The sequence below is a fragment of the Bradyrhizobium symbiodeficiens genome, assembly GCF_002266465.3.
GTDB classification, from domain to species: Bacteria; Pseudomonadota; Alphaproteobacteria; order Rhizobiales; family Xanthobacteraceae; genus Bradyrhizobium; species Bradyrhizobium symbiodeficiens.
This window is the reverse complement of the sequence record NZ_CP029427.2, coordinates 478,597-491,281: the sequence shown is the minus strand read 5'-3', so window position 1 is coordinate 491,281 and position 12,685 is coordinate 478,597. Positions and strand designations below refer to the sequence as shown.

The 12,685-nt window shown below is 66.2% G+C and carries 11 protein-coding genes; all 11 read left to right on the top strand.

Features of this window, described 5'->3' with window-relative positions:
• Positions 1–6: 6 nt before the first annotated feature.
• The gene (locus tag CIT39_RS02320; RefSeq protein ID WP_094973865.1) at positions 7–2,079 is read left to right on the top strand and encodes an AsmA family protein; all 2,073 of its coding nucleotides are present in this window, start codon (positions 7–9) and stop codon (positions 2,077–2,079) included.
• A 219-nt stretch (positions 2,080–2,298) separates the two neighbouring features.
• Positions 2,299–4,746 (top strand): adenylate/guanylate cyclase domain-containing protein, encoded by a 2,448-nt coding sequence (locus CIT39_RS02315; protein WP_094973864.1) that lies wholly within the window; start codon positions 2,299–2,301, stop codon positions 4,744–4,746.
• Between the two features lie 263 nt (positions 4,747–5,009).
• Positions 5,010–5,837, top strand: coding sequence for a hypothetical protein (locus CIT39_RS02310; protein WP_244607502.1), 828 nt, complete (start codon positions 5,010–5,012; stop codon positions 5,835–5,837).
• A gap of 126 nt (positions 5,838–5,963) precedes the next feature.
• On the top strand, positions 5,964–6,671 hold the full coding sequence (locus tag CIT39_RS02305; RefSeq protein ID WP_244607501.1) for a GntR family transcriptional regulator: 708 nt from the start codon (positions 5,964–5,966) through the stop codon (positions 6,669–6,671).
• 49 nt (positions 6,672–6,720) lie between these two features.
• Complete coding sequence (locus CIT39_RS02300; protein ID WP_094973861.1) at positions 6,721–7,686, top strand: ABC transporter substrate-binding protein; 966 nt, start codon at positions 6,721–6,723, stop codon at positions 7,684–7,686.
• 2 nt (positions 7,687–7,688) lie between these two features.
• Positions 7,689–8,444 (top strand): ABC transporter permease, encoded by a 756-nt coding sequence (locus CIT39_RS02295; protein ID WP_094973860.1) that lies wholly within the window; start codon positions 7,689–7,691, stop codon positions 8,442–8,444.
• Positions 8,423–9,229 (top strand): ABC transporter ATP-binding protein, encoded by an 807-nt coding sequence (locus CIT39_RS02290; protein WP_244607500.1) that lies wholly within the window; start codon positions 8,423–8,425, stop codon positions 9,227–9,229. The genes CIT39_RS02295 and CIT39_RS02290 overlap by 22 nt, the downstream gene beginning before the upstream one ends.
• 4 nt (positions 9,230–9,233) lie before the next feature.
• Positions 9,234–10,058 carry an ABC transporter permease gene (locus CIT39_RS02285; protein ID WP_244607499.1) on the top strand — a complete coding sequence of 275 codons (825 nt, stop codon included), beginning with the start codon at positions 9,234–9,236 and terminating at the stop codon, positions 10,056–10,058.
• A 10-nt stretch (positions 10,059–10,068) separates the two neighbouring features.
• The gene (locus CIT39_RS02280) at positions 10,069–10,728 is read left to right on the top strand and encodes a polysaccharide deacetylase family protein (RefSeq protein ID WP_094973858.1); all 660 of its coding nucleotides are present in this window, start codon (positions 10,069–10,071) and stop codon (positions 10,726–10,728) included.
• 2 nt (positions 10,729–10,730) lie between these two features.
• Complete coding sequence (locus CIT39_RS02275) at positions 10,731–11,600, top strand: fumarylacetoacetate hydrolase family protein (RefSeq protein ID WP_094973857.1); 870 nt, start codon at positions 10,731–10,733, stop codon at positions 11,598–11,600.
• Between the two features lie 36 nt (positions 11,601–11,636).
• A complete protein-coding gene (locus CIT39_RS02270) occupies positions 11,637–12,680 on the top strand; it encodes a uroporphyrinogen decarboxylase family protein (RefSeq protein ID WP_202975547.1) in 1,044 nt (347 codons plus the stop codon).
• Positions 12,681–12,685: the final 5 nt, after the last annotated feature.

Below are 12,685 nucleotides of genomic sequence, written 5' to 3'. Positions count from 1 at the left end.
GTCGATATGAGAGCAGTGAAATTCGCCGGCGCGGCTTTGGCCGCCGTCATCATCGTGATCGCAATCCTGCTGGTGATCGGGATCCCCTCGGGCTTCCTGACCTCGACGATCGCCTCGCGCGTCGAGAGCGCGACCGGCTATCGCCTGTCGATCGACGGCACCACCAGGATCAGCCTGTGGCCGACGCTGAACGTCACGCTGAACGACCTCTCGCTTGCCGACCCCCGGGATCGCAGCGGCATCACGCGCTTGACGGTCGACAGCGTGCAGGCCGACATGTCGCTCTCCAGCGTGTGGTCGGGCCGCCCCGAGATCAAGGAGCTGATCGTTACCCATCCCGTGCTCTACCAGCCGCTGCTGCGTGAGCGCCTGCCGAATACCGGAGGCTCGTCGAAGCCGCTGGCGATCGACGTCGACGGCGCGTCCATCGGCCGCGTCAAGGTCACCGACGGCGAAGTCGCATTCGCGCGCATGCGCGATCGTGTCGAGGGCCGCATCAGCGCCATCAACGCCGACGCGACCATCGGCCGCGACCGCAAGGTCAGCATCACCGGCACCGCGCGTGTCGGCGACCACCCGACCAAGTTCGACATCAAGGCGACCACGCCAGCGCCGCCGGCCGACCGGCCGACGATCCCGGTGGATTTCGCCATCGACATGCCCGACGTGCTGAAGTCTCAGCTCACCGGTCGTGCCGAGATGCGGATGAACGGCGATATCGTGATGATCAACGGCGTGAATGGCCGGCTCGGCGACGGCGCCTTCAACGGCTGGGCTTCGGTCGACATCGCCAGCAAGCCGCTGGTCAAGCTCGACCTCGACTTCCAGCGGCTGGCTGTACCGCTGGCGAAATCGCCGCAGGGCACGGCCGGGCAGCCCTGGAGCGATGCGCCGATCAACGTGGCTGGGCTCAACTATGTCGATGCGCAAGTGAGGATCTCCGCGAACGAAGCCGTGATCGGCGATACCCGCATCGCGCCGCTGGCGCTGGATGCCAAGCTTGCCGGCGGCGTGCTGAAGGCCGGCACCGCCAATCTCGGCGCCTATGGCGGCCAGGTTTCGGGCGAGGTGATCCTGGACGCGACCACTGGCGCGCCGAGCTTTGCCATGCATTCCGACCTCGTCGGCGTGCGCGCATTGCCGCTGCTGCAGGGCCTCGCCGAATTCGACCGCATTGACGGCAAGCTGCAGGCCAAGCTCGCTTTGCGCAGCGCCGGCACCAGCCAGCGCGCGCTGATGGCGAACATGCAGGGCACGGCGTTCGTCAATTTCCAGGACGGCGCCATCCGCGGCATCAACGTCGCGCAGATGATCCGCTCGCTGACATCGGGCACGCTGTCCGGCTGGCAGGACAGCCAGAATGCCGGCCAGGAGCAGAGCACGGATCTGTCGCAGCTCTCGGCCTCCTTCCGCATCGACAAGGGCCAGGCGGTGACGACCGATCTCAATCTGATCGGACCGCTGGTGCGCGTCACCGGCGCCGGCACCATCGCCCTCGACACCAAGATGATGGGTTTTCGCGTCGAGCCGAAGCTGGTGATGACGACCGAAGGTCAGGGCCGCGCCAACGAGCCGGTCGGCTTCGGCATTCCCGTGATGATCCAGGGCCCCTGGTCGCAGCCGAAGATCTACCCCGACATGGCCGGCATGCTGGACAATCCGGATGCCGCCTATGCCAAGCTGCGCGAGATGGGCAAGGGCCTGTTCGGCCCCGACGGCGCCGGGCTCGGCAACATCCTGGGCAGTCTGGGCAATCTCGGCCTCGGCGGCACGACCGCACCCGGCGGCAACGCAGCCGGCAATGCCAATCCGCAAGCGCAGCAGCCGGGGCAGAACAATCTGCTCGGCGGCCCCTTGGGCGAGGCGATCGGCAATTTGCTTCAGCAGGGACTGTCCAATGGCGCGGGAAGCAGCACCGGCGCCGCGCCAGGCAGCGGCCGCAGCCGCAGCCTGCCGGCGACGCCTTCCACACCGGCGCCGCAGGCCTCGCCCGCAGCTCCGGCCCTCGACGACCCGCCGGTCGCGCAGCAGGACAGTCAGCCAATGAACGACGTGCTGCGGCAACTTTTCAACCGGTAATGGGCGGATTCGCAGGCCTGGCTCCAAGGCCATCCGCTTACACCAGCCGCCCCGCTTCCGGCTTCCTCCGAACGGATGAGGCCGCGTCAATCCCTCCCTTCTTACCGGTCACGGCGTCCCACGCGAGTAACCACGCCGGCTGCTCTGCGGCCCTTTGGCCCGAATTGTGATAGAAGGACCCCGCAGCGCCGGCGTCGATGGCGGCGCAAGAGGATCGGGATGGCAGGAGCGAACGACAAGACACGGTTTCTGCGTGAGGGCCTGTTCGCCAAATACGTCGTCTCCCTCGTCGGCCTCGTCGTGTTCGTGCTCGCCGTCAACGGTGCGATGGAGACCTGGATCTCCTACCGCGCCACGAGGACCCAGCTGACCGACGGCCTCGAGGACAAGGCGCAAGCCGCCGCCCGGCGGATCGAGCAGTCGATCTCGGAGCTCGACCGCCAGATCAGCTGGGTGACGCGGGCGAGCCAGGACACGCTCGAAAAGCGCCGCGCCGATTACGCGTCGCTGCTGCACCAGGTCTCGGTCGTCAACCAGCTGTTCCAGCTCAACGGCGAAGGCCGCGAGGTGCTGCGCGTCTCGCGTCAGTCGACCACGACCGGCAGCAACGCCGACCTCTCCCGCGACATGCGCTTCACCGATACGGTCGCCCGCGGCGTCAGCTATGCGCCGGCCTGGTTCGCCGACAAGACGCCGCTGATGTCGATCTCGGTGGCGCATTCCGGCTTCAATGCCGGCGTCACCGTGGCCGAGATCGATCTCAGCTTCCTCTCCGAGTATTTGTCCGACGCGCAAGTCGGCAAGGCCGCCTTTGCCTATGTCGTCGATCCCCGCGGCCGCGTGCTGGCGACGTCGTCGAAGGGGCCCGAGATCGGCAAGGATCTGTCGAAGCTGCCGCAGGTCGCAGCCGCGATCGCGCCCGGCCATGAGGGCGACAGTTCGGGCACCGACTTCAACGGCCAATCGGTGATGAGCGCCGCCAGCACCGTGCCGAAGCTCGGCTGGAGCGTGCTGTTCGAGCAGCCGACCACGCAGGCCCTGATGCCGATCCGCGACCAGCTGGTGCGCATCGCGCTGCTGATCGGCATGGGCCTGATGGTCGCGATCCTTGCCGGCACGCTGCTCGCGCGCCGCATGATCATCCCGATCACGGCGCTGCGCGACGGCGCGCACAGGCTCGGCGAAGGCGATTTCAGCCACCGCATCGACGTGAAGACATCGGACGAGCTGGAAGATCTCGCCAGCCAGTTCAACCGCATGGCCGGCCAGCTCCAGGAGACCTATTCGGACCTGGAGACCAAGGTCGAGGAGCGCACGCGCGATCTGGCGCAGTCGATCAACGAGCTGAAGGTGCTGGAGGAAGTCGGCCGCGCCGTCGCCTCCTCGCTCGATCTCAACGCCGTGCTGCCGACGATCGCCGCGCGCGCGATCGAAATCACCCATGCCGACGCCGTGCTGATCTACGGCTTCGATGCCGAGACGCGCCGCTTCAACCTGGTCGAGGCCGGCGGCATCGACAGATCTGTCGACGCCGCCCACGTCACCATCGACGAAGGCGAGAACATCCTGAGCGATGCCGCGAGATGCGGCGAGCCGATCGCGCTTGCCGACATCGACCACGCCCCCGAGCAGCCGCTGCGCGAGGTCGCGATCGCGGCCGGCTTCCACTCGGTGCTGGTCGTGCCGCTGGTCGACCAGCAGGGCACGCTCGGCGCGCTGGTGGTGCTGCGTCGCGCGAGCGGCGAGTTCGCCGCCAGCATCATCGGCCTGATGCGCACCTTCGCCAACCAGGCGGTGCTGGCGATGCGCAATGCGCGGCTGTTCACCGAGGTCGATCACAAGGGCCGCGAGCTTGCCGCTGCGCACGAGACCGTGCAACAGCAGGCGGCGAAGCTGAAGGAGCAGACCGAGCAGCTCAAGGACTGGAACAAGTCGCTGGAGGAGCGCGTCAAGACCCAGCTCGGCGAGATCGAGCGCATCCGCAAGCTGGAGCGCTTCCTGGCGCCGCAGGTGGCGCAGCTGATCGCATCCTCCGACAGCCCGGAAGGCCTGCTCACCAGCCAGCGCCGCGAGGTGACCGTGGTGTTCTGCGATCTGCGCGGCTTCACCGCGTTCACGGAAGCGACCGAGCCGGAAGAGGCGATGAACGTGCTGCGCGAATATCACGCAGCGCTCGGCAAGCTGATCTTCAAATACGAGGGCACGCTCGACAAATATGCCGGCGACGGCGTGATGATCCTGTTCAACGCGCCGATCCAGTTCGAGGATCACACCCAGCGCGCCGTGAAGATGGCGGTGGAGATGCGCGAGACGATCGGCCCGCTGACCGAACGCTGGCGCAACCGCGGGCACAGCCTCGGCTTCGGCATCGGCATCGCGGTCGGCTATGCCACGCTCGGCCAGGTCGGCTTCGAGCAGCGGCTGGAATATGCCGCGATCGGCAGCGTCACCAACCTCGCCTCGCGACTCTGCGGCGAAGCCAAGCCCAACCAGATCGTGGTCAGCCGCCGCGTCTACGGCATCGTCGAGCAATGGGTCGAAGCGCAGCCGCTCGACGATCTCCAGCTCAAGGGGTTCAATCACCCCGTGCTGGCGATGGAGATCCTGAACTGGCGCGAGGAAGTCGAGAACGTGGTGGATGCGTCGGTGGCGCGACGGCGCGGGTAGTCGCTGGCGAAAAACGCGAAAACAACCCCATGCACAGTAGACGGGGCCTGCAAGATCAACGAGTTACAAAGGGCGATTGGACGCTCGCTTGCACGGCTGTTTGACACGTCGGGCAAAACACCGAGGGAGCGCTTTACCTCGCCTCCCCTCACGAACCCCATCCCCGCTCCCCGCGACTAACCCTCGCCTCAACGGCGAGGCAACCATCCGGATGGAGACCACCCGTGGCGCTTGCCTTGCCTTCGCGTGCTTATGATCTGCAGATGCTGGGGCGTCCCGTCGACCGGGCGCGCGACCAGGGCTGGGTGTATGGGCTGCCGCCGGGCATCACGAGCGCGCAATGGCCGCTCGATCCCGTCACCGGCTTTCCGCTCATGCACGGCTTCACGCTGCTGCTGCCCGAGGATTATCGCGTGCATGGCGAGGACATCGTCGCGTTGTCGTTCTTTGCCACCGCGCCCGATCACAATGACGGCGGCGCGCCCGACGACCCTGAAGTGCGCGAGGCGGTGATGGCGCGCACTCCGCATCCGCGGCTGTCACGCATGACGGACATTCTCGACTACGGATATGCCGCGCTGCTGCTGACGCGTGCCGAATATGACGGTCCGTTCGCGACGCCGCCAGCGCCGCTTGCGCTGGCGACGGCGGAGCGGCCGCGCTGGCTCGATGTCGGCGGCGCCTGCGCCTTCTGCGAGGCGGCGCCGCCTTTTGCCAGGAAGATGCTGGGCGGATCGCCGCGCGCCGATCTCGCTGAGACCCGCGCCATCGCGCTCGCGCCGCGCGCTGATGATCCCAACGCCGGCAAGGGTCCGCAAGACGAGCACGTTCGCAGCAATCCGCCGACCGGCTATCAGCCCTATTACTATTATGCCGGCGGCAAGCCGGGCCGCGACAATTTCCGCCTGCACGATTGGAGCAAGGACCACGCGCCCAACCATCTCGGCGGCACCATGCGGCCGTGCCAGGCGGTGCCGGAGATGAGCCCGTTCTACGTCGAGTTCGAGGAATATTTCGGCGGCTACAATTTCGGCGGCGGCAATGCGCAGCTCGATTTCAATCAGATGAAGTTCGACTGGGCCTGCGGGTGATCGCTTCGAGCGTGCGGCTTGTGCCCGCGCTCAACCAGGAGGCTACAAAAAATCGATTTTCGATTTTCTGTTGACCGATCGGCGCGTGCTTGCGATCATCGCCGGATGGGTCCGCTTCAGTTCGATATGTCCGGGAGCCCGGGCGACGGTCCGCGCAGCCTGACCTCGGCGCTGCATGAGCGGCTGCGCGCCGATATCCTGGCCGCGCGGCTGCTGCCGGCGCAGAAGCTGCATATCGCAGGCATCGCCAAGCAGTTTTCGGTGAGCCTTGCCGCGGTCCGCGAAGCGCTGTCGCGCCTGGTCGCCGACGGCCTGGTGCAGGCTTCGGACCAGCGCGGCTTTCGCGTCAGCCCGGTGTCGCTCGCCGATCTCGCCGACGTGACGCAGACGCGGATCGATATCGAGGGGCTCGCGCTGCGACGCTCGATCGAGCGCGGCGACGATGCCTGGCTCACGTCGGTGAAATCGACCTGGTCGGCCCTGAAGGCCGTCCCCTATCACTATCCCGACGATCCCACGGTGCATTACGAGGAATGGGTGATCCGTCACCGCATTTTCCACCGTGCGCTGGTCAACGCCTGCGGCTCGCCATGGCTGCTCGGCTTCCGCGACGTGCTGCACGAGCAGAGCGAGCGATATCGCCGCCTCTCGATCCGCCGCGAGCCCGGCGTCAAGCCGCGCGACGTCGAGGCCGAGCACGCGGCGATCGTCGCCGCCGTGACGAAGCGCGATGCCGATGCGGCAGTTCGCGCCTTGTCAAAGCATTTCGGCACCACCAAGGAGTTCGTCGAGCTCGCCGCCTCGCGCATCGCGGAGGTGAGCCGCACGATTTGACGATCCGGACAAATCCGGCACGTAAAAAAACAGAAACCGGGAGAAAACAATGAAGATCAATCGACGCCACGCGTTCATGTCGCTGGTTGCCGCCACCATGCTGGCCGGCCCTGCGAACGCCGCCGACACCATCCGCGTCGGCCTGCCCACCAAGACCTACTGGCCGACGACGATCGCCGAGACCGCGGTGCGGCAAAAGCTGTTCGAGAAGGAAGGCATCCAGGCCGAGCTGACGATCTATCGCAGCGGCGCCGAAACCTTCGAGGGCATGGCCGCGGGCGCGGCCGACATCATTCTCGATCCGCCGTCGCTGGTCTCCGCGGGACGCAAGAAAGGCGTGATGTCGCGCATCGTCGCCAACGCCGCGATGGGCAATTTCGGCTGGCAGCTGATGGTGCCGACCAAATCGACGCTCGAGGTCAAGGATCTCAACGGCAAGAAGGTGGCGATCACCGCGGCCGGCTCGGGCTCGGACCTGCTCGCGCTGTGGACCATCCAGGACAAGAAGATCGACTTCACGCGCGTTCCCGTCGGCGGCGGCGGCCTGGTGCCCAACCTGCTCGCCGGCAATGTCGAGGCCGCCGTGGTCTATTCGCCGCTGAGCTTCCAGATCTCGAAATCCGGCGAAGCCAAGTCCATCCTCGACTATTCGACCGCGGTGCCGCCGAACCTCACCGCGGGCTGGATCGTGCTCGACAAGCTCGCGGAGGCGAAGCCCCAGCTGGTGCAGAAGGCCGTGAACGCGCTCTACGGCGCGGTCGCCTTCATGCGCGCCAACCGCGACGTCACCGTCAAGCTGATCGCCGAGCTCTACGAAATGCCGCCGGAGATCGCCGCCCTCGAATACGACAACACCATCATGAAGCTCGAGACCAGCGGCGACATGGGCGCGGCCAATGTGAGCGCCGCCGTGCAGCTGTCGCTCGATCTCGCCAAGCTCGGCGGGCTCAAGGACATCGTGCCGGCCGAGGACGTGATCTCGACCAAGTTCAAGCCCGTCCCGACCAAGCCGTAACGATGCAGGGCTCGCTTGCCATCAACCTCGCTCGGATCGCGATCATCCTCGCGGTCCTGGCGCTGTGGGAGGCGCTGTCGCGCACCGGCATCGTCAATCCCCGCCTGCTGCCGTCGGCGTCCGACACGTTCGCGACGCTCGGCGATCTCTTGCAGCGCGCCGCGGTGCAGAAAGATCTGATGGTCACCGCGACCGAGGTGCTGACGGCGTTCGCGCTGGCCGTGCCGTTCGGCGCGCTGATCGGCTTTTTGGTCGCGGAGAACCGCTACTTCGCCGACGTCGCCAAGCCGCTGCTGTTCTTCGCCTTCAGCATCCCGAAATCGATCTTCCTGCCGATGTTCATCCTGGTGTTCGGCGTCGGCTTCGCCCAGAAGGTCGGCTTCGGCTTCTTCTCGACGATCTTCATCGTGATCATGTCGACCACGACGGCGGTGGAGTCGGTCAAGGTCGAGCATCTCACGGTGGCGCGCTCCTATGGCGCCACGCGGATGCAGACCGCGTTCCGGGTCTATCTGCCGAGCATGCTGCCGGTGCTGCTGGAGGCGTTGCGGATCTCCATGATCTTCAACCTCACCGGCGTGATCCTTGCCGAAATGTACGCCTCGCGCGACGGCATCGGCCACCAGATCGCGACCTGGGGCGAGAATTTCCAGATGAAACAGCTCCTCGCCGGCGTCGTGATGGTCGCCGCGATCGCCATGACCTTCAACGAACTTGTCAGATGGGTGGAAACGCGATGCAGCCATTGGCGAACGTGACCCAATTGAAGCCGGCAGCGCGCGCCGGCGCGATCGAGGTGACGAATGTCGGCCAGGTGTTCAAGACCCGGTCGCAGGACGTTGTCGCGCTGGAGGACGTCTCGCTCGAGGTCAAGCCCGGCCGCTTCGTCGTGCTGGTCGGCCCCAGCGGCTGCGGCAAGTCCACGCTTCTGATGATGATGGCGGGCCTGCGCCAGCAGACCGCGGGCACCATCACCATCAGCGGTGCGCCGATCCTGCAGCCTGACCCTGATAGAGTCGGCGTGGTGTTCCAGGAGGCGAGCCTGTTCCCGTGGCTGACCGCCGAGGACAATGTCGAGTTTCCGCTGGCGTTGCGCGGCGTGCCGAAGGCCGAGCGGCGCGCCAAGGCGCAGGATGCGCTCAAGCTGGTCGGGCTGGACGGTTTCGGCCGGCGCCATCCGCACGAGCTCTCCGGCGGCATGAAGCAGCGCGTCTCGATCGCGCGCGGCCTTGTGCAGGATCCGCCCGTGCTGCTGATGGACGAGCCGTTCGCCGCGCTCGACGAGCAGACCCGCATGACCATGGGCGACGAGCTGCTGCGCATTTGGGCTGCCACCGGCAAGACCGTCGTGTTCGTCACGCACAGCCTGACCGAAGCGGTCTATCTCGCCGACGAGGTGATCGTGATGTCGGCGCGGCCCGGCCGCATCGTCGACCATCTCCAGGTCCAGCTGCCGCGGCCTCGCACCTACGAGATGCTGAGCGGCGATGCGTTCGGGAGCCTGCGCGACCGCATCTGGCGGCATATCCGCAAATCGGCGTGACACGATGATGAGCGCCAGAACCAGAATCAGAATCAGTGCGAAGTCGCTGCGATATCTGATCGTGATCGGGTTGATCGCGTTGTGGGAGCTGCTGCCACGCACCGGACTCATTGCCGAGCTGTTCCTGCCTTCGCTGTCGTCCACGCTGATCGCCGGATGGACCGACGCGGGCGAATACGGCCATGCGCTCGCGGTCACGCTCTACGAGGTCGTGGTCTCCATGGCGTTCGCCTGCGGCGGCGGCATCCTGCTCGGCGCCATCGTCGGCAGCCTGCCGCGGCCGCGCATCCTGATCATGCCGATGGTGTCGAGCCTCTATGCGGTGCCATTGGTGATCCTCTATCCCGTCTTCACCGTGTGGCTCGGCATCGGCTCGGAGTCCAAGATCGCGTTCGCCTCGATCTACGGCTTCCTGCCGACGATGCTCGCAACCGCCGCCGGCATCCAGACCATCGATCCGCAGCTTCTGCTCGCCGCCCGCAGCATGGGCGCCACGCTGAGCCAGCGGCTGGTCCGCGTCATCATCCCGGCAGCGATCCCGACGGTGCTGTCGGGCCTGCGCGTCGGCGGCGCGCTGGTGATCGTCGGCGTGGTGGTCTCGGAGATGCTGATCTCCTCGGCCGGCATCGGCTATCTGATCTCGCGCTACCGCACCATCCTCGACAGCCCGCACGTGTTCGCGGGCGTGCTGCTGGTGCTGTTCCTCGCCATCGGCTTCAACGCCGTGATCCGCTGGATCGAGCGCAAGGCGGCGATCTGGCAGACCGGCACCCGCGCCGGCCAGGCCAACGACGACGCCGCCGTGGGCGCGTTGCAGCCGGCGACGTGAGGCGAGCCACGTGTACGATCTGACCCTGACATTCGACAACGGCCCCGATCCCGACGTGACGCCGCGCGTGCTCGATATTCTGGGCGCACGCGGAATCACGACCACCTTCTTCGTCATCGGCGAGAAGCTGGCCGACCCCGCGCGGCGCGCGCTTGCGGAGCGCGCGCATGGCGAGGGACACTGGATCGGCAACCACACTTTTACGCACAGCATTCCGCTCGGCGAGCAATCCGGGCGCGACACCGCGGAGAACGAGATCGGCCGCACGCAAACTGCGATCGGCGACCTCGCGCATCCCAATCGCTGGTTCCGGCCGTTCGGTGGCGGCGGCAATCTGGACCAGCGGCTGCTCAAGCCGTCAGTGGTCGACTATCTCACCCGCAACAGACACAGCTGCGTGCTCTGGAATTCCATTCCACGCGACTGGGCCGATCCTGACGGCTGGACCGAGCGCGCACTTGATCAGTGCAGCCGGCAACCCTGGACGCTGATGGTGCTGCACGATCTGCCGACCGGCGCGATGGCTCATCTGGAGCGCTTCCTCGACCGCGCCGAAGCGGCCGGCGCCCGCTTCCGCCAGGACTTCCCGCCATCATGCGTTCCAATCCGCAATGGCGAGATCGCGCTTCCCATCAACGACTTTGTTTCCTCCATCGAAGAGAGTGTTTGACCATGAAAGTCGCAAGCTTCACCATCTCAGGCACCGCGAGCTACGGCATCGTCACCGACAAGGGTGTCATCGACGCCGGCAAGCGCCTGAAGGCCACTCCGACACTGAAGGCGCTGCTGACGAAGGGCTCGCTCGACGCGTTGAGGAAGCTTGCCGGCGAGACACCCGACTACGCGCTTGCGGACGTCGCCCTGCTGCCGACAGTGCCCGATCCCGACAAGATCTTCTGCATCGGCGTCAATTACGCCACGCATCTGGCCGAGAGCGGCCATCCGACGCCGGCGCATCCGATGATCTTCACCCGCTTCGCCAACAGTCAGGTCGGCCATGGCCAGCCGATGATCCGGCCGCTGGAATCCGAGCGTTTCGACTACGAAGGCGAGATGGCCGTGATCATCGGCAAGGCCGGCCGCCGCATCTCGCGGGAAGCCGCGCTCGGCCATGTCGCCGGCTATGCCTGCTACAATGACGGCAGCATCCGCGACTGGCAGCGCCACACCTCGCAATTCGCGCCGGGCAAGAATTTTGCCGGCACCGGCGGCTTCGGGCCATGGATGGTCACGACCGACGAATTGACCGACGTCACCAAGCAGACGCTGATCACACGGCTCAACGGCGTCGAGGTGCAGAAGGCGCCGATCTCCGATCTCGTCTTCGACGTACAGGCTTTGATCGCCTATTGCTCGACCTTCACCGAGCTCGTGCCCGGCGACGTGATCGTGACAGGCACGACCGGCGGCGTCGGCGCCTATCGCACGCCGCCACTGTGGATGAAGGGCGGCGACACCGTCGAGATCGAGATCTCCGGCATCGGCATCCTCAGTAATCCCGTCAAGGACGAGGGTTCAGTCGCGGCAACGCGGGCGGCCTGAACTCACGCGTTCAACAACAATAAGAAGGAGAACCCCATGCCCATGCCAACGCACATCCTGCCGACCACCGTGGTCGGCAGCTATCCGCAGCCGGAATGGCTGGTGAATCGCGCCATGCTGTCGAAGGTGGTGCCGCGCACCCGCCTGCACGACATGTGGCGGTTGCCGGCGGAGCATCTGGAGGAAGCTCAGGACGATGCCACCATCGTCGCGATCCGCGACATGGAACGCGCCGGCATCGACATCGTGACCGACGGCGAAATCCGCCGCGAGAGCTATTCCAATCGCTTCGCCACCGCGCTCGAAGGAATCGACGGCGACAATCCCGCGATGATCGTGGCGCGCACCGGCAACACCCAGACGCCGGTGCCGCGCGTCGTCGGCCCCATCAAGCGCAAGGGACCGGTCGAGCTGCACGACATGCAGTTCCTGCGCAAGAACACCGACCGCGCGGCGAAGATCACCCTGCCCGGCCCGTTCACGATGAGCCAGCAGGCCAAAAACGAGTTCTACAAGGACGAGGAAGAGCTCGCGATGGCGCTCGCCGAGGCCGTCAATGCCGAGGCGCTCGATCTGCAAAAGGCCGGCGCCGACGTGATCCAGCTCGACGAGCCCTGGGTGCGCAACAATCCCGAGCTCGCCAAGCGCTATGCGGTCAAGGCGATCAACCGCGCGCTGCAAGGCATCACGGTGCCGACCGTGGTGCATCTCTGCTTCGGCTACGCCGCCGTCGTTCCCGGCTCGAACAAGCCGGCCGGCTATTCTTTCCTGGCCGAGCTCGACGACACCATTGCCGACCAGATCTCGATCGAGGCGGCGCAGCCGAAGCTCGACCTCGGCGTGCTAAAGGATTTGTCATCGAAGAAGATCATGCTCGGAGTGCTCGACCTCGCGGACCCCGCGATCGAGAGCGTCGACACAGTCGCCGAGCGCATCCGCAACGGGCTCAAGCATGTCTCGCCCGATCGCCTGATCGCAGCGCCCGATTGCGGCATGAAATACATGCCGCGCGCGACGGCGTTCGGAAAGCTGAAAGCGATGTGCGATGCGGCCGCGAAGATCAGGCGGGAGATCGGCTGACGGTT

Coding starts and splice junctions, on each gene's coding strand:
- CIT39_RS02305 (WP_244607501.1), top strand. CDS start 5,964: ATGTCCGGGAGCCCGGGCGACGGTCCGCGCAGCCTGACCTCGGCGCTG.
- CIT39_RS02285 (WP_244607499.1), top strand. CDS start 9,234: ATGATGAGCGCCAGAACCAGAATCAGAATCAGTGCGAAGTCGCTGCGA.
- CIT39_RS02315 (WP_094973864.1), top strand. CDS start 2,299: ATGGCAGGAGCGAACGACAAGACACGGTTTCTGCGTGAGGGCCTGTTC.
- CIT39_RS02320 (WP_094973865.1), top strand. CDS start 7: ATGAGAGCAGTGAAATTCGCCGGCGCGGCTTTGGCCGCCGTCATCATC.
- CIT39_RS02275 (WP_094973857.1), top strand. CDS start 10,731: ATGAAAGTCGCAAGCTTCACCATCTCAGGCACCGCGAGCTACGGCATC.
- CIT39_RS02300 (WP_094973861.1), top strand. CDS start 6,721: ATGAAGATCAATCGACGCCACGCGTTCATGTCGCTGGTTGCCGCCACC.
- CIT39_RS02295 (WP_094973860.1), top strand. CDS start 7,689: ATGCAGGGCTCGCTTGCCATCAACCTCGCTCGGATCGCGATCATCCTC.
- CIT39_RS02310 (WP_244607502.1), top strand. CDS start 5,010: ATGCTGGGGCGTCCCGTCGACCGGGCGCGCGACCAGGGCTGGGTGTAT.
- CIT39_RS02290 (WP_244607500.1), top strand. CDS start 8,423: ATGCAGCCATTGGCGAACGTGACCCAATTGAAGCCGGCAGCGCGCGCC.
- CIT39_RS02270 (WP_202975547.1), top strand. CDS start 11,637: ATGCCCATGCCAACGCACATCCTGCCGACCACCGTGGTCGGCAGCTAT.